The following is a 15,629-nucleotide window of genomic DNA, read 5'->3' on the forward strand; positions in this document are numbered from 1 at the left end:
GGCGTGGAGAGCCCCCGGGTGATGGACGACCTAGGCTGGCCGGGTGCCGTTGCTGATCTACACGCTGCTCCGCGTGCTGCTCGTCGTCGTGGCGGGCGGTGCGCTCTACCTGCTGGGGATGCGTGGCCTGCTGCTCGTCGTGGTGGCCGTCGTCGTGGGGGCGCTGCTGTCGTTCCTGCTGCTCAAGGGGCCGCGGGACCGTGCGGCCCAGACGTTGCAGGGGTTCGCCGAGCGCGAGCCGGCGCCGACCCGGCCCGATGCGGACTCGGTCGCGGAGGACGAGGACCTGGACAGGGGCTCAGCCGAGCCAGAGGACGAGTCCCAGCGCGACGCCGAACGCTAGCTCCAGCAGCCCGGTGCTCTTGAGCACCGCGATCAGGTCCGGGCCGGTGGCACCCCGCAGCACCTTCCGGCTCAGCAGCACCACCGGCGCGGCGAGCACCGCCAGGGCGGCCGCAGCGGCGCCGCCGTCGCCGGCCACCACGGCCGCGACCGCCAGCACCAGGGCCGCCCCGAGCATCAGGGCATAGCCGAGCCTGGCCCGCCGGTCGCCGAGACGGACCGCCAGCGTGCGCTTGCCGGAGGTGACGTCGGTGGCGATGTCGCGGATGTTGTTCGCCATCAGCAGCGCGCACGCGAGGAGTCCGATCGCCGATCCCGCGAGCACGGACGCCGCGGTGACCTGCAACGCCTGCGTGTAGGTGGTCCCGACCGTGGCGACCAGGCCGAAGAACACGAACACCGCGACCTCACCGAGCCCGCGGTAGCCGTAGGGGTTCTTGCCGCCGGTGTAGAACCACGCCGCGAGCACGCACAGGGCTCCGACGGCCAGCAGCCACCAGGTCCCCGCCCACAGGCACAGCGCCAGCCCGAGCACCCCGGCGACGCCGAACGCAGCGAACGCCGCCCGCTTCACGGCACCCGGCGCGACCGCTCCCGATGCGGTGAGCCGCTGCGGCCCCACCCGGTGGTCGTCGGTGCCGCGGATGCCGTCGGAGTAGTCGTTCGCGAAGTTGACCCCGACCTGCAGCGCCAGCGCGACGCCCGCGGCGAGCAGCGCACGGCCGACATGGGCGCCCCCGACGGCGGCCGCGGCCCCGGTCCCGGCCACCACCGGCGCGACCGCGGCCGGCAACGTCCGCACGCGCGCGCCGGTCAACCAGTCGCGCAGTCCCGGTCGGGTCGGTGACGAGGGTCCGGTCGGATCAGGCACCGCACGAGGCTACCCCCGGGCGGCACGCCCGATCCGTGTCCGGGCCGGGAGGCGGCGGTGACCTGGCGCCCACGCTGGCGGACGGGCGGTGACTTGGCGCCCACGCTGACGCACGGGCGGTGACTTGGCGCCCACGCTGGCGCACGGGCGGTGACTTACCGCCCACGCTGGCGCACGGGCGGTGGCTTGGCGCCCACGATTGCGCACCGGCGGTGGCTTAGCGCCCACGAGTGCGCACCGGCGGTGACCTAGCGCCCACGGTGTCGCGTCCTGTGGGCCCTATCTCACCGCCGGCGGCGTCAGGTGGGCCCTATCTCACCGCCGGCGGCGTCAGGTAGGCCCTATCCCACCGCCGGTGGGGGTGGGCCCCAACTCACCGCCGGTGGACTCCTGTGGGCGCTGTCTCACCGCCGCCAGGGCGGGGAGGGCGCTGTCTCACGCCGGCGACGTCGAGGCGTCCTGGTCACCGAGTGCGGCGGTGGCGAGGGTGAGGGCGGCGCGGCGGTCGGGCTTGCCGGGCCCGCGGGTGGGCAGGGCGTCGACGACCACGACCGCGCGGGGCGCGTCGGGGCCATGGCCGACGGCGTCGCGCAGCTCGCGCAGCGAGCACGGCCTGGTCACGACGGCGGTGAGCGAGGAACCCCACTCCGGGTCCGGCACGCCGACGACGATCACCTCGCCGACCACGGGCTGCAGCAGGCGCTCCACGTGCGCCGGGTGCACCTTGACGCCACCGCTGATGATGACGTCGTCGACGCGGCCGAGCACCGTGAGCCGCCCGTCCGGTGACATCTCGCCGGCGTCGGAGGTGAGGAACCAGCGGCCGTCGGCGTCGCGCTCGAAGGGCTGCGGGCCGTCGTCGAGGTAGCACTCGGCGAGGGTCGGGCCGCCGAGCAGCACCCTGTCGTCGCGGATCCGGACCCGGACCCCCTCCAGCGGGAGGCCGTCGTAGACGCAGCCGCCGCTGGTCTCCGTCATGCCGTAGGTGGTGACCACCGGGACACCGGCGGCCCGTGCCCGCGCGAGGTCGGTCGCGGACGCCGCCGCACCGCCCAGCAGCACGGCGGAGCACCGGGCCAGCGCCGCCAGCGCAGCCCCGCCGGCGGCGAGCACCCGGTGCAGCTGCGTGGGCACCAGCGAGAGGTACAGCGGGGCATCCATGGGTGCGGCCCGGAGCGTGGTCGCGAGCACCTCGGGCTCGAACGGCCCCGGCGGGACCACCACCGGCTCGAGCCCTGCGCGAACCGACCGCACCAGCACCTGCACCCCCGCCACGTGCACCGGCGGCAGGTTCAGCACCCAGCGTCCCGGACCGGACAACCGGCGGTGCGTCGCGTCCGCGCTCGCGAGCAACGCCTGCGCCGACAGCGCCACCGGCCGCCCCACGCCCGTGCTCGAGCCGGAGGTCCGCAGCACCAGCGCGACGCCGTCGGGGACCACGGCCCGGACTGGCTCGCCCAGCACGACCGGAGCTCCGCCGTCGAGCGCTGCGCTCAAGGACGCGCGCAGCGCGAGCGGGTCCGGGGTAGCCGACACGCGGTCACGGTAGCAACGCCGGCAGGGATGAAAGAGGCCCGGCAGCGTAGGGGATGCACCGCCGGGCCACCCGGCTCAGCCGGGGTTCGCCAGCTCGTCGGACTCGCAGGGGGGACTGTCGAAGATGAACGACTTTCAGTGCTGGCGAACAGCATGTGACGCTAGCAACGCCCCCTGGCCGGGTCAAGCAGATCGACGGCCCTGACGGCGACTTCTTCATCAACTGTCGGACATCTGGCGGACGCCCCCGACGAGGGGTCGGAGGCTCACGTCTACGATGGCCGCGTGAGACGGACGAGCGCGCGTACCCGCGCACTGACTGCGGTGGTCGCGGCGCTGTTGCTCCTGGTGGGCTGCTCGGCGCCGGCCGGCAACAAGGTCGTGGTGGTCAAGGTCTTCTCCTCGGAGCCCGTGGTCGTCGACAAGGGCGAGGCTCCCGAGCCCGCGATGCCGCTGACGTGGCCGCTGACGGGCGTGCCGACCGATGAGGTCGCCGCGCGACCCGCGATGAGCGTCAAGATCGAGAACTCCGCCGCCGCGCGCCCCCAGACCGGTCTCGGCGCAGCCGACGTGGTCTGGGAGGAGATGGTCGAGGGCGGCATCACGCGGTTCAACGCGGTCTTCCACTCGCAGGTCCCCGAGGTCCTCGGCCCGATCCGCTCGCTGCGTCCGATGGATGCCGCGATCTCGGCACCGTTCGGCGGCCTGTTCGTGTTCTCGGGCGGTCAGGCGCGGTTCGTCAGCCAGGTCGCCGACACCGGGCTCACGATGCTCTCGCACGACGGCGGCGACGCCGGCTTCTACCGGACCAGCGACCGGCGGGCGCCCCACAACGTCTACGGGGACACCGAGGCCTTCCTGGCCGCGGGCGCCGGGCAGAGCGCGCCGCCTCCGCAGTTCCAGTTCGGGCGCACCGCCGAGAACGCCAGCGCGCTCACGGGGACCCCGGTCAGCACGATCGCGGTCAACTTCCCCGCCGCCAGCCCCGGGTGGAGCTGGGACGGCGAGGTGTGGAACCGCAGCGAGGACGGCCGGGCCGCCACCACCGCCGACGGCGGCCAGATCACCGCCGTCAACGTGGTGGTGCTGCGCGTGCAGGTCCGCAACAGCGGCGCCCGCGACCCGGGCGGCAACCCGGTGCCGGAGACGATCCTCACCGGCACCGGCGAGGCCACCGTGTTCGCCGGCGGTCACCAGCTCGAGGCGACCTGGAGCAAGGAGGAGGTCGGCTCGGTCATGACGCTGACGACGGCGGACGGCGAGCCGGTGCTGCTCGCGCCCGGCAACGTCTGGGTCGAGCTGGTGCCGGTCTCCGGCTCCTCCGTCTCGACATCCTGACACCGCGGTCGCACGGCGCCACCGCCGGCCCGCCGAACGTAGGCTGGTCGTCATGACCTCTTCCGAGCGCCGCGTCCGCATCGCCGTCCAGCTCCAGCCCGAGCACGCACACGACTACGCCCTCATCAGGGACGCCGTGCTGCGCGCCGAGGATGCCGGCGTGGACGTCGCCTTCAACTGGGACCACTTCTACCCGCTCAACGGCGACCTCGACGGCGAGCACTTCGAGTGCTGGACGATGCTCGCTGCCTGGGCCGAGCAGACCGAGCAGATCGAGATCGGCGCGCTGGTGACCGGCGGCGGCTACCGCAACCCCGACCTGCTGGCCGACATGGCGCGCACCGTGGACCACATCAGCGGCGGACGCCTCATCCTCGGCATCGGTGCCGGCTGGAACCAGAAGGACTACGACAACTTCGGCTACGAGTTCGGCACGCCCGGCTCCCGCCTGAAGCTGCTGGGGGAGTACCTGCCCCGCATCGAGCACCGGCTCGCGGCCGGCAACCCGGCACCGCGTCGCGACATCCCGGTGCTCATCGGCGGTGGTGGCGAGAAGAAGACGCTCCGGCTGGTCGCGCAGCACGCGAACATCTGGCACGCCTTCGGCGACCTCGAGACCGTGACGCGCAAGTCGGCCATCCTCGCCGAGCACTGCGCCGCCGTCGGCACCGACCCTGCCTCGATCGAGCGCTCGACGTCGTGGCCCGGGGCTGAGGCGGCCCAGTCGTTCGTCGACGCCGGGGTCACGCTGTTCACCATCGGCACCCCCGGCCCGGACTACGACTTCAGCACGCTCACCGACGCGCTCGCCTGGCGCGACGCGCAGGGCTGAGACCGGTCACCGCGGCGGCGTCATCCCCCGGGTGGACGCCGCCGCGCCGGCTCATCCCGGGGGCGGGTGCGCGGTTCGGGCTACCGCCCGATGCGGTGAGCGCGGCGCGAGAGCAGTGTTGAGGCATGACCTCGATCACCGCTCACGCCATCGTCCGCCGCCCCCGTACCGCCGCCCCGGCTCGTCCGACCGAGGTGCCGGTCGAGGACAACCACCTCCCGACCAACGACGTCCCCGGTCCCGACGAGCGCACCCTCGCCCGGACCACCGCTGCGGTCGTCACCTCGCTCGTGCTGCTGATCGGCACCATGGTGGTCCTCGCCCTCGGCGTGGGCACCGTGGCGAACGCCGTCACCGAGTGGTTCCTCAGCCGCTGACACCACGCCTCAGAAGTAGTGCGGGAAGCCTGACCAGTCGGGCTCGCGCCGCTGCAGGAAGGCGTCGCGGCCCTCGACAGCCTCGTCGGTCATGTAGGCCAGCCGGGTCGCCTCGCCGGCGAACACCTGCTGGCCGGCCAGGCCGTCGTCGACGAGGTTGAACGCGAACTTCAGCATCCGGATCGCCTGCGGCGACTTGGTGGCGATGATCGCCGCGTAGTCCAGCGCCACGCTCTCCAGCTCGGCGTGGGGGACCGCCTCGTTGATCGCCCCCCAGCGCTCGGCCTGCTCGGCGGAGTACTCCCGGGCCAGGAAGAAGATCTCCCGGGCGCGCTTGTCGCCGACCTGACGGGCGAGCAGGCCCGATCCGTAGCCGGCGTCGAAGGAGCCGACGTTGGCGTCGGTCTGCTTGAACCGCGCGTGCTCGAGGCTGGCAATCGTGAGGTCGGCGACCACGTGGAGCGAGTGCCCGCCCCCGGCGGCCCACCCCGGCACGACGGCGATCACCGGCTTGGGCATCGTGCGCATCAGTCGCTGCACCTCGAGGATGTGGAGGCGGCCGGCGCGGGCGGGGTCGACGTCGTCCGCGGTCTCTCCCTCGGCGTAGCGGTAGCCGTCACGGCCGCGGATGCGCTGGTCGCCGCCGCTGCAGAACGCCCAGCCGCCGTCCTTGGGGCTCGGGCCGTTGCCGGTGAGGATGACCGCGGCGACGTCGCTGCTCATGCGCGCGTGGTCGAGCACCCGGTACAGCTCGTCGACCGTGTGCGGGCGGAAGGCGTTGCGCACCTCGGGCCGGTCGAACGCCACGCGCACCACCGGGAGGTCCTCCACTGTGTCGCCGCTGCGGCGGACGCCGCGGTGATAGGTCAGGTCGGTCAGGTCGAACCCGTCGATGTCGCGCCAGCGCTGCGGGTCGAAGATCTCCGAGACCTGCTCGGGTACCGGTACGTGGCTCACCGGGCCAGCGTAGGGCGCTGCGCGACGCGCGTGATCGTGCTCGGTAGGGTGCCGGCGTGGCCGACCGCATCGCGATCATCTCCGACGTCCACGGCAACCTGACCGCGCTGGAGGCCGTGCTCGCCGACATCGCCGACCGTGGCATCGAACGGATCCTCAATCTCGGCGACGTGGCAGGCAAGGGCCCGAGGGGGTCGGCCGCCGTCGACCGGTGCCGGGAGGTCTGCGAGGTGACGGTGCGCGGGAACTGGGACGAGTTCCTGCCCGCGATCGCCGACGATCGCGGACCCGATCTGGTGTGGTGGCGCGACGAGCTCCGGCAGGACCAGCGCGACTGGCTGGTCTCGCTGCCGCTGAGCCACGACCTGCTGGTCAGCGGGCGGCGGGTGCGGCTCTTCCACGCCTCCGCCCAGAGCCCGCACGTGCGGGTGCACGTCCGACACACCGACGACGAGTTCGACGGGATGTTCCTCGCGACTGAGATGACCGGCGCCGGACCCGGCCCCGATGTGGTGCTCTACGGCGACATCCACGCCGCCTACGCCCAGACCCGGGAGGGTCGCACCCTGGTGAACGTCGGCTCGGTGGGCAACCCGTTGGACGAGCCGACACCCAGCTACGGGGTGCTCGAGGGTGTGATCGACGGCGTGGACCCGGCACCGTTCGGGATCTCCTTCGTCCGCGTCCCCTACGACGTCGACGCCGAGGTCGCGGTGGCGCACGAGCGGGGGATGCCGACCGCCGACGTGTGGGAGGTCGAGCTCCGCACGGCCCGCTACCGCGGCCGGCAGTAGGTCAGGACTGCTCGCGGCTCTCGCCGCTGACGGCGCGCACGAACGTCTCGACCTCCGCGAACCGGCCCGGGTCGGCCTCCGTGCCGCCGTGGTACCACCACTCCGACGCCCAGGCGATCAGGTCGGCCCACTCCGGCAGCCGCGCCAGCCCCCAGGAGCCGGCCTGCCGCTTCGACACCTGGTCACCGACCTCGAGCAGGTGGAGCGCCCGGCACAGCGTGAGCACCGCGTACGCCTGCGCTCCGGGGCGTCCGCGGGCGTCCTGGACCCACTCCGGCCAGCTCGCGACGTGCTCCCGGACCACGGGGAACAGCACCGCCGCGGGGACGCGCGGGAGCAACGAGGCCAGGGCCGGGCCGTGCAGCGTCTGGCCGTCCTCACGTGCCGAGACGATGTTGATCAGATAGTGCCGCGTCCCTTCGAACAGGTGCAGCGGCTCACCCGGGCTGATCCGCATCATCGGGCCCGGCCGCTCGGTGAGGGTGCGGAGCGTCGTCAGCGAGAGGTAGTCCACCTCGATCCTGTCGGCCCAGCCGGGGTGCTCGACGGCGACGCCGGCGTGCAGCGGACGCACCAGCTCCAGGCTGGCTGGGTCCGGGTGCCGGTGCAGCACCGCGAGCAGGTCGAGGTCGCTCCGGGCCGGCTCGAAGTCGCCGGCCACGTACGAACCGTGCACGTACAGCCCCACCAGCTGGTTGCCCAGCGTGGTGACGATCGCCTCGGAGAGCTCGTGCAGCAGCAGGTCCGGTGGGGTCACGCCCCCAACCTAGGCAGATCGTGCCGGCGGCGCGGCTCGTTCGAGACCCTGCGCGGACGCGCCGCTGGGTGGGAAGGTGAGACATGGCCAGGTACGAGGTGAATCCGGACGCGGTCGAGCTCATCCGATCGAAGATCGCGGCCCGCCAGTACGTGCTCGACAGCGACTGGGGCGGCTCCCAGCCCGACGCGGAGGCGGAGAACGCGTTCCTGGAGCGCCACGGCTGGGACGCGTACGCCGCCTGGCACCTCGGCCTCACCGTGGGCGCCAACGACGGCACCAAGGCCAGGTACGCGTTCGTGGTCGGCGACTTCCGGCGGGTGCACCGATCAGGGCTGATCGCGTGCGTCTACCGCGCGTCGGAGTGGCGGCACAAGGCCGTGGAGCGCGCCGCCCACGACCTCCTGCAGGACCTCGACGAGCGCGCCGGCATCAGCTGAGCCGGAACCGGCTCAGCTCGCCCGACAGGTCACACGACCGGCGGCGGGTCCTGGCGGTCGGTGGTGCGCTGCTCGGTGATCCGCGAGCCGTCCGAGGCGGTGGTCGTGGCCGTCGTGGTGGACCTGCGCCGGGCGTTGGCCTGGATCGCCGTGATCAGCACGATGACGGCGCCGGCACCGGCCAGGATCCACCCGACGAGGGTGAGGTCGACCGCCTCGATGCGGTCCTGGACCGCCAGGGCGAGAATCAAGCCGGCGGCGATGAGGAAAACGCCGAGTCCGTATCCCATGTCTGCTGCTCCTTGTCGGGGCGACGGCCGTGTCGGCCACGCGGCGAGCCTAGGGGAACCGCGCGACCGCCGGGCGCCGAACGCGCCGGACCGGCCTGGCGCGGACTGACCGTAGGCTGACGTGCGTGTCCTCCCTGCCGCGTGCGTTCGTGTGGTCGACGCCGATGCGCTCCCGGTTCCGCGGGCTGCAGCAGCGTGATGGCGTGCTCGTGCGCGGCGCTGCGGGATGGGGCGAGTTCTCGCCGTTCTGGGACTACTCCGACGCCGAGGCGAGCCGCTGGTGGGCGGCGGCCCGGGAGGCGGCCGACGAGGGCTTCCCGGCGCCGGTGCGCGACCGGGTCCCGGTCAACGTCACCGTGCCCGCGGTCGGTCCCGACCGCGCCGCCGCGATCGTCCGGAGCTCCGGCGGCTGCACCACCGCCAAGGTGAAGGTCGCCGAGCCGGGCCAGTCGCTCGCCGAGGAGCAGGCCAGGCTCGAGGCCGTGCGCGAGGCGCTCGGACCGACCGGCAAGATCCGCGTCGACGCCAACGGCGCGTGGGACGTCGAGACCGCGCTCAGCCACCTCCGCCAGCTCGACCACGCCGCCGGTGGGCTGGAGTACGCCGAGCAGCCGTGTGCCGCGGTCGAGGAGCTGGCTGCGGTGCGGCGAGGCCTCGACGTCCCGATCGCTGCCGACGAGTCGATCCGCCGCGCCGAGGACCCGATGGCGGTGGTCCGCGCCGAGGCGGCGGACATCGTGGTGCTCAAGGTCCAGCCGCTCGGGGGCGTGCGGGCGGCCCTGCGCGTCGCCGAGGAGACCGGGCTCCCGGTCGTGGTGTCCTCAGCCCTCGAGAGCTCGGTGGGCATCGCCGCCGGGGTGGCGCTCGCCGCCGCCCTCCCCGAGCTGCCCTACGCGTGCGGGCTCGCGACCGTGCAGCTCGTCGAGCGCGACGTCACCGACGACCCGCTGCTGCCGGTCGACGGGCACCTCCCTGTGCGCGCCGTGACACCGAGCAGCTCGGCGCTCGCGGCCGTGGCCGCCGATGCCGACACCAGGCGCCGGTGGCATCGCCGCATCGAGGCCGTGAGCGGAGGCTGGTCGTGAGCGAGCACGCCGCCGCGCTCGCGGCCCGCGAGGTCGTCTCGGCGTTGGTCAGCCACGCGGTCCAGGACGTGGTCCTCGCCCCCGGCTCGCGCAGCGCCCCGCTCGCCTACGCGCTCGCGGCCGCCGAGCAGGGCGGCTGGCTACGCGTCCACGTCCGGATCGACGAGCGGGTGGCCGGGTTCGTCGCGCTCGGCATCGCCCGCGCCAACCGCCCCGCAGCCGTGGTCACCACCTCCGGCACCGCTGTCGCCAACCTGCATCCCGCGGTCCTGGAGGCGCACCACGCGCGACTGCCCCTGATCGTCGTGTCCGCCGACCGCCCGCACGAGCTGCGGGGCGTCGGTGCCAACCAGACCACGGACCAGCCCGGCATCTTCGGGGCGGCGGCGCGCTCCGCCGTCGAGATCCCCGCCTTCGACGGCACCCCGCGCGGCGTGCGCGCGATCGTCGGCAGGGCGGTCGCGGCGGCCACGGGGGTCCGCTCGGGCCACCCGGGACCCGTCCAGGTCAACGTGGCCTTCCGCGACCCGCTGACGCCCGCCGAGGCGTGGCAGCCGGGGGCGCCGCCGGAGCCGCGCCCGCGGCTGTCTGCACGCGCCCCGGCGGATGATCCTGTCGAGCTCGCCGGGCGTGCGCGCACCGTGGTCGTGGCCGGTGACGGCGCCGGCCCGGAGATCGCGCACCTCGCCGAGGCGGGCGGGTGGCCGCTGCTCGCCGAGCCCACCTCCGGTGCTCGGCAGGGTTCGACGGCGGTCCCCGGGTATCGGGGCGTGCTCGCCACCCTGGGGGCCGAGGTCGAGCGGGTCGTGGTCGCCGGCCGCCCGACCCTCAGCAGGCCGGTCTCGCAGCTTCTGGCACGCGAGGACGTCGAGGTGATCGTGCTCGAGCCCGGGCCGGACTGGGTGGACGTCGCGGGGACGGCGAGCACGATCGCCACACGGGCGGTGGTGACCGAGCCGAGCACCGACCCGACGTGGTTGTCCCGGTGGCGGGAGGCGGGCGCAGCCGCGCAGGCCGAGGCGCTCGCGTCGGCGACGCTCACGGGCCCGCAGGTCCTGCATGCCGTGCTCGGGCCGGACCGGCGAGGTCCGGTCGTGCTGGGCTCCTCGCTCACGATCCGGCACGCGGATCTGGCGGCCGGCGTCGGGGCGGGCTTCACGCCGGCGCGTGTGGTCGCCAACCGCGGGCTCGCCGGGATTGACGGCACGATCTCGACCGCCACCGGGTTCGCGCTCGCGACCGGCGAGCCGGTGCGGGTCGTCGTCGGGGACCTCACGTTCCTCCACGACGTCGGCGGCCTCGCCCACGGTGGCCACGAGCCGGAGGTCGATCTCCAGGTGATCGTCCTCGACGACGCCGGCGGCGGCATCTTCGGCACCCTCGAGCACGGCAGGCCGGAGCACGCGGACGTGTATCCGCGCTACTTCGGCACCGCCCAGCAGATCGACATCGGCGCGCTCGCGGCGGGTCTCGGAGCGACCCACCATCTCGTGCGCACGACGCCGGAGCTCAGCCGGGTGCTCGACGTCCCCGTGAGGGGTCGCTCCGTCGTCGAGATCTCGCTCGCACGGGATTGACCAGGACACGGGCAACCGCACGTTCGTCCGCGCACACGGGGTGCCACTGTGACAAGATGCTGGTGACTTCAACAATAAAGATCTCCACAACTATCTGATGCGTGCGCGCTGTCTCTGTGTTCGGTGAGGGTGCTGGTCAGTGAGCGTGGAGGGGGGTTTCGCTTGCAGAGGGTCACCGAGTGGTACCTCGCGGCGCTGCGTCGCCTTCACGCGCGCGGGGGCTTTGCGCGGTCAGCACCGCAGGCGGCCGTCGATCTCGTTGTCTGGCTGCTCGCGGTACCGCTGGCGGTCTGGCTCCGCTTCGATTTCGCAGTTCCCGCGTCGAGTGCTGCCGGAGTGGTGCTCGTGGTGCTCGCAGTGCTGGTCCTGCAGGTCGTCTTCGGCTTCTCGTTCTCGCTGTACCGGGGACGGTACAGCTATGGCAGCTTTGACGAGGTCATCGGGTTGACGCGCAGCGTTGCTGCCACCGCGATCGCTGTGGGTGTGCCGTTGCTCTTCCTCGGCCCGACCCTGAGCGTGCCACGCAGCACGATGATGATCGCCACGCCGCTCGCGTTCGTGTCGATGGCCGCCAGTCGTTACCTCAAGCGGCTGGCGTTCGAGCGGGGTCAGCGACCGGCGGACGATGCGGCGCCCACACTGGTGTACGGCGCCGGTCGCGTGGGGTCCCAGCTCGTCCGCAGCATGCGGACCGATCCCGGTGCGAGGTTTCGTGCGGTCGGGATCATCGACGACGCGCCAACGCTGCACGGTGCCGTCCGCCACGGCGTGCGGGTGCTGGGATCGTTGAACGATCTTGAGTTCGCGGTGGCGCTGACCGGGGCGACCCGTCTCGTGGTGGCGATCGCACGCGCCGAGGCGTGGCTGCTGCGTCTGGTCAACGACCGGGCGACGGCGTGCGGAATGCAGGTGCTGGTGATGCCGCCCTTCTCGGAGGTGCTCGAGGGCCGGTCAGGCATCACGGATCTGCGCTCCATCAGTATCGAGGATCTCGTCGGCAGGAACCCGGTCGAGACCGACGTCGCCTCGATCGCGGGATACCTGCGGGGCCGCCGTGTGCTGGTCACCGGGGCCGGTGGATCCATCGGTGCCGAGCTGTGCCGCCAGGTGGAGCGGTGGGCACCGAGCGAGCTGATCATGCTCGATCGTGACGAGAGCGCGTTGCAGCATGTGCAGCTGATCGTGCATGGGCACGGACTCCTCAGCACCCCGGATGTGGTGCTGGCAGACATCCGCGACGCCGAGGTGATCCGCTCGCTGTTCCTGGAGCGTCGGCCCGACGTGGTGTTCCACGCCGCGGCGCTGAAGCACCTCCCGATGCTGGAGCAATATCCGGCGGAGGCCTGGAAGACCAACGTGCTGGGTTCGTTGAACGTGCTGCGTGCCGCGGAGGCGGCGGGAGTGGAGACGTTTGTGAACATCTCCACCGACAAGGCCGCGAACCCGACGAGTGTGCTGGGGCACTCGAAGCGGGTGGCGGAGCGGTTGACGGCGAGCTTCGCGGAGTCGACCGGCCGTAGGTATCTGTCCGTGCGGTTCGGCAACGTGCTGGGCAGCCGCGGCTCGATGGTGCCGACCTTCGCCGCTCTGATCGAAGCGGGGGGGCCGCTCACGGTCACGCATCCGGACATCACTCGGTACTTCATGTCGATCCCTGAGGCCTGCCAGCTCGTGGTGCAGGCTGGCGCGATCGGCGATCCGAGCGAGGTGCTGATCTTGGATATGGGCGAACCGGTTCGGATCCTCGACATCGCGAAGAGGATGATCGCGATGTCGGGCAAGGAGATCCAGATCGTGTTCACGGGACTGCGCCCGCACGAGAAGCTGCACGAGGAGCTCATGAGCGTCGGCGAGGCTGCACAGGCGCGCGTGCATCCGAAGATCTCGCACGCCACCGTGCCGCCGCTGCCGCCCGCCGCGCTGGATCGGCAGTGGTGGGATGACCACTGGCGCCGCGAGCACACTTCGGATGCCTCCCGCCGGCGCAGCGATACGGGCGAGGCGACCGCCCCGATCGGGCCCCTCTTCGTGGCCAAGGCACCGGCCCGATGAGTAGCCGGATCTTTCTGTCGGCTCCGGACGTGGGGCAGGTAGAGCAAGAGGCCGTGCTGGCCGCCATGCAGTCGGGCTGGATCGCCCCGCTCGGGCCCGATGTGGATGCCTTCGAGGCCGAGATGGCAGCTCGAGTGGGCGTGGCGCACGGAGTCGCACTCTCCTCCGGCACGGCCGCGTTGCATCTGGGCCTGCTGGCGCTGGGTGTCGGCGTGGGTGACCTCGTGCTGACATCGACGATGACCTTCGCCGCCACGGCGAACGCCATCACCTATACCGGAGCGCAACCGGTCTTTGTGGACAGCGACCCGACCACCGGCAACATCGATGTGGTGCTGCTCGAAGAGGCCCTGGCGAACCTGGCCGCAGCTGGCACACCAGCAAGAGCGATCGTGCCTGTGGACCTGCTCGGCAAGGCGGTGGATTACACAGTGATCGAGGAGCTGGCTGCCCGGCACGAGGTGCCGGTACTGGCTGACGCGGCAGAATCGCTTGGTGCGACGCACCGGGGCCGCGCTGCAGGCTCGTTCGGCGCAGCCTCGATCGTGTCCTTCAACGGCAACAAGATCATGACCACCTCCGGCGGCGGCATGCTGTTGACGGACGACCGCGCGATCGCGGACCGGGTGCGCTACCTCTCCACCCAGGCGCGGCAGCCCGTGGTCCATTACGAGCACACCGAGGTGGGATTCAACTACCGGCTGTCGAACCTGCTGGCTGCGCTCGGGCGGGCGCAGCTGCGTCGACTGGACGACATGATCAGTCGGCGTCGTGACCATCGGGAGCGGTACCGAGCGTTGTTCGCCCAGGTCCCAGGAGTCACCCTTCTCGGGGGGCACGAGGACGTCGAGGACAACTGCTGGTTGACAGCCGTGTTGATCGATCCTGACATCGCCGGCTTCTCGGCCGCAGATTTGCGGCACGCTCTCGACGGGGACAACATCGAGTCCCGGCCACTGTGGAAGCCGATGCATCGACAACCGGCATTTGACGGGACGCGGCGGTTTATCACAGGCGCCAGCGATCAGCTCTTCCGTATTGGCGTGGTTCTGCCAAGTGGCTCCGTTCTCGACGACAGCGAGACCAACCGTGTCGTAGCGCAGATAGAGGAGTTCACGGGGTCCCAGAGGTGAGTAATCACTCGTCCGCCAGGCGATACGACGTGGTCAAACGGATCCTGGATGTCGCAGCTGCGGGTTCGGGACTGGTCCTCCTGTCGCCCGTACTCATGGGTGTCGCGATCGCGGTCCGCCTGAAACTGGGTCGACCCGTGTTGTTCCGTCAGCTACGGCCCGGCAAGGACTGCACGCCCTTCACGCTCCTGAAGTTCCGCAGCATGCATGGCGTGAATCATGTCAAGGGGCTCGTGTCTGATGCTCAGCGCCTGACGCCTTTCGGCAGGGCATTGCGAGCCGCCAGCCTCGACGAGTTGCCGACTCTATGGAACGTGCTCTGTGGCGACATGAGCATGGTGGGCCCCAGGCCGTTACTCATGGAGTACGTAGAGCGGTACACGCCCGAGCAGGCCCGGCGGCACGAGGTGCGACCAGGCATCACAGGGCTTGCGCAGGTTTCCGGCCGCAACCGTCTTCCCTGGCAGGAACGCCTCATCCTCGACGCTCGCTACGTCAGTGAGCGGTCGCTCCTCCTGGATGCGTGGATCATCTTCAAGACTGTCGGCGTCGTCATCAGACGCGAGGGCTCGTCCGAGCCTGGCCACGTCACCTCAAGCATCTTCAACGGGAACACCACGACATGACCGATCTCGTCGTTGTAGGCGCCGGTGGGTTCGGTCGTGAGGTGCTCGACGTGGCGTACGCATGCGGACTGACAGACTGCGTTGTCGTCGACGACGCCCCCAGCGCGGACAACATCGAGCGCCTGGGCCGGATGGGCGCCCGCCACCTCGGAACCATCGATGACTGGCTGACCGCCGATATCCGTGCGCCGTATCTGATCGGCGTAGGTCATCCCACGACGCGCTCCAAGATCGCCCAGCGCATTGGTGGCCGGGCGAGTGCCGCGACACTTGTCCACCCGAGCGCGACGATCGGCCGCGCGACGATCCTCGGAGCCGGATCAGTCGTCTGCGCCGGTGCTGCGCTGTCCAACAACGTGGAGCTCGGACGGCACGTCCACGTCAACCCGAACGCCACGATAGGACACGACACGGTGTTGGGGGACATGGTCTCTGTGAACCCGGGCGCGGTCGTCTCAGGTGCATGCACGGTCGACACTGGTGTCCTGCTCGGTGCCGGCTCGGTCGTGCTCCAGGACGTGGTCGTCGGCCGGTTCGCCACGGTGGGTGCTGCCGCCTGCGTGGTCAGGGACGTGCCACCGCGCGCCGTCGTCAAGGGGGTTCCGGCGCGGTGAGCGACCGC

General features: G+C 71.8%; 17 protein-coding genes. 12 read left to right on the top strand and 5 right to left on the bottom strand.

All coding sequences use genetic code 11. The annotated features are described in order from the left end of the window. The first annotated feature begins 43 nt into the window (after positions 1 to 43). Positions 44 to 343: a DUF4229 domain-containing protein gene (locus tag GPA04_RS09965; RefSeq protein WP_156223952.1), complete on the top strand. Its 300-nt coding sequence runs from the start codon at positions 44 to 46 to the stop codon at positions 341 to 343. Here GPA04_RS09965 and GPA04_RS09970 read toward each other — a convergent pair. Together GPA04_RS09970 and GPA04_RS09975 are read right to left on the bottom strand one after the other, a co-directional pair. Beyond that, the gene (locus GPA04_RS09970; protein ID WP_241680718.1) at positions 299 to 1,213 is read right to left on the bottom strand and encodes a 1,4-dihydroxy-2-naphthoate polyprenyltransferase; all 915 of its coding nucleotides are present in this window, start codon (positions 1,211 to 1,213) and stop codon (positions 299 to 301) included. The genes GPA04_RS09965 and GPA04_RS09970 overlap by 45 nt on opposite strands. A gap of 435 nt (positions 1,214 to 1,648) precedes the next feature. Next, positions 1,649 to 2,749 carry an AMP-binding protein gene (locus GPA04_RS09975; protein ID WP_170299354.1) on the bottom strand — a complete coding sequence of 367 codons (1,101 nt, stop codon included), beginning with the start codon at positions 2,747 to 2,749 and terminating at the stop codon, positions 1,649 to 1,651. A gap of 285 nt (positions 2,750 to 3,034) precedes the next feature. Here GPA04_RS09975 and GPA04_RS09980 point away from each other — a divergent pair, with 285 nt between their 5' ends. The 3 genes from GPA04_RS09980 (at position 3,035) to GPA04_RS09990 (ending at position 5,296) form a co-directional block, all read left to right on the top strand. Then, a complete protein-coding gene (locus tag GPA04_RS09980) occupies positions 3,035 to 4,087 on the top strand; it encodes a DUF3048 domain-containing protein (protein ID WP_241680719.1) in 1,053 nt (350 codons plus the stop codon). 52 nt (positions 4,088 to 4,139) lie between these two features. Beyond that, positions 4,140 to 4,919: an LLM class F420-dependent oxidoreductase gene (locus GPA04_RS09985; protein ID WP_156223953.1), complete on the top strand. Its 780-nt coding sequence runs from the start codon at positions 4,140 to 4,142 to the stop codon at positions 4,917 to 4,919. 125 nt (positions 4,920 to 5,044) lie between these two features. Further along, positions 5,045 to 5,296, top strand: coding sequence for a hypothetical protein (locus GPA04_RS09990; RefSeq protein WP_156223954.1), 252 nt, complete (start codon positions 5,045 to 5,047; stop codon positions 5,294 to 5,296). A 9-nt stretch (positions 5,297 to 5,305) separates the two neighbouring features. Here GPA04_RS09990 and GPA04_RS09995 read toward each other — a convergent pair whose 3' ends face one another. Further along, on the bottom strand, positions 5,306 to 6,253 hold the full coding sequence (locus tag GPA04_RS09995) for a 1,4-dihydroxy-2-naphthoyl-CoA synthase (protein ID WP_156223955.1): 948 nt from the start codon (positions 6,251 to 6,253) through the stop codon (positions 5,306 to 5,308). Positions 6,254 to 6,309: 56 nt separating this feature from the next. On the opposite strand from GPA04_RS09995, the gene GPA04_RS10000 reads away from it, so the two are divergent. Then, positions 6,310 to 7,047 carry a metallophosphoesterase family protein gene (locus GPA04_RS10000; RefSeq protein ID WP_241680720.1) on the top strand — a complete coding sequence of 246 codons (738 nt, stop codon included), beginning with the start codon at positions 6,310 to 6,312 and terminating at the stop codon, positions 7,045 to 7,047. Position 7,048: 1 nt separating this feature from the next. Here the strand turns inward: GPA04_RS10000 and GPA04_RS10005 are convergent, their stop codons facing one another. Continuing rightward, positions 7,049 to 7,804 carry a nucleotidyltransferase domain-containing protein gene (locus tag GPA04_RS10005; protein ID WP_156223956.1) on the bottom strand — a complete coding sequence of 252 codons (756 nt, stop codon included), beginning with the start codon at positions 7,802 to 7,804 and terminating at the stop codon, positions 7,049 to 7,051. Positions 7,805 to 7,887: 83 nt separating this feature from the next. Between GPA04_RS10005 and GPA04_RS10010 the strand changes: the two genes are divergently transcribed. Beyond that, positions 7,888 to 8,244, top strand: a complete 357-nt coding sequence (locus GPA04_RS10010) for a hypothetical protein (RefSeq protein WP_156223957.1) — start codon at positions 7,888 to 7,890, stop codon at positions 8,242 to 8,244. A 29-nt stretch (positions 8,245 to 8,273) separates the two neighbouring features. Here the strand turns inward: GPA04_RS10010 and GPA04_RS10015 are convergent, their stop codons facing one another. After that, the gene (locus GPA04_RS10015) at positions 8,274 to 8,534 is read right to left on the bottom strand and encodes a DUF6458 family protein (protein WP_156223958.1); all 261 of its coding nucleotides are present in this window, start codon (positions 8,532 to 8,534) and stop codon (positions 8,274 to 8,276) included. Between the two features lie 125 nt (positions 8,535 to 8,659). Here GPA04_RS10015 and GPA04_RS10020 point away from each other — a divergent pair, with 125 nt between their 5' ends. The 6 genes from GPA04_RS10020 to GPA04_RS10045 all read left to right on the top strand — a co-directional run bounded on the left by GPA04_RS10020 (position 8,660) and on the right by GPA04_RS10045 (position 15,621). After that, positions 8,660 to 9,619: an o-succinylbenzoate synthase gene (locus GPA04_RS10020; RefSeq protein ID WP_277754297.1), complete on the top strand. Its 960-nt coding sequence runs from the start codon at positions 8,660 to 8,662 to the stop codon at positions 9,617 to 9,619. Beyond that, on the top strand, positions 9,616 to 11,196 hold the full coding sequence (menD, locus tag GPA04_RS10025; RefSeq protein ID WP_206674188.1) for a 2-succinyl-5-enolpyruvyl-6-hydroxy-3-cyclohexene-1-carboxylic-acid synthase: 1,581 nt from the start codon (positions 9,616 to 9,618) through the stop codon (positions 11,194 to 11,196). Before GPA04_RS10020 ends, menD begins: the two co-directional genes overlap by 4 nt. A 123-nt stretch (positions 11,197 to 11,319) precedes the next feature. Beyond that, entirely contained in the window at positions 11,320 to 13,248 is a 1,929-nt protein-coding gene (locus GPA04_RS10030) for a polysaccharide biosynthesis protein (RefSeq protein WP_241680721.1), read from the top strand. Continuing rightward, entirely contained in the window at positions 13,245 to 14,381 is a 1,137-nt protein-coding gene (locus GPA04_RS10035; protein WP_156223959.1) for a DegT/DnrJ/EryC1/StrS family aminotransferase, read from the top strand. Before GPA04_RS10030 ends, GPA04_RS10035 begins: the two co-directional genes overlap by 4 nt. A gap of 29 nt (positions 14,382 to 14,410) precedes the next feature. Continuing rightward, entirely contained in the window at positions 14,411 to 15,007 is a 597-nt protein-coding gene (locus GPA04_RS10040) for a sugar transferase (protein WP_156223960.1), read from the top strand. Further along, positions 15,004 to 15,621, top strand: coding sequence for a NeuD/PglB/VioB family sugar acetyltransferase (locus GPA04_RS10045; RefSeq protein ID WP_156223961.1), 618 nt, complete (start codon positions 15,004 to 15,006; stop codon positions 15,619 to 15,621). Before GPA04_RS10040 ends, GPA04_RS10045 begins: the two co-directional genes overlap by 4 nt. The last annotated feature ends 8 nt before the right edge of the window (positions 15,622 to 15,629 follow it).

It is taken from the genome of Pseudactinotalea suaedae, from assembly GCF_009733815.1.
Lineage (GTDB): Bacteria > Actinomycetota > Actinomycetes > Actinomycetales > Beutenbergiaceae > Pseudactinotalea > Pseudactinotalea suaedae.

What these genes read in the sequence shown, in the direction of transcription:
- GPA04_RS09985 (WP_156223953.1), top strand. Translation starts at nt 4,140, where the DNA reads ATGACCTCTTCCGAGCGCCGCGTCCGCATCGCCGTCCAGCTCCAGCCC.
- GPA04_RS09990 (WP_156223954.1), top strand. Translation starts at nt 5,045, where the DNA reads ATGACCTCGATCACCGCTCACGCCATCGTCCGCCGCCCCCGTACCGCC.
- GPA04_RS10010 (WP_156223957.1), top strand. Translation starts at nt 7,888, where the DNA reads ATGGCCAGGTACGAGGTGAATCCGGACGCGGTCGAGCTCATCCGATCG.
- GPA04_RS10015 (WP_156223958.1), bottom strand. Translation starts at nt 8,534, where the DNA reads ATGGGATACGGACTCGGCGTTTTCCTCATCGCCGCCGGCTTGATTCTC.
- GPA04_RS10035 (WP_156223959.1), top strand. Translation starts at nt 13,245, where the DNA reads ATGAGTAGCCGGATCTTTCTGTCGGCTCCGGACGTGGGGCAGGTAGAG.
- GPA04_RS10045 (WP_156223961.1), top strand. Translation starts at nt 15,004, where the DNA reads ATGACCGATCTCGTCGTTGTAGGCGCCGGTGGGTTCGGTCGTGAGGTG.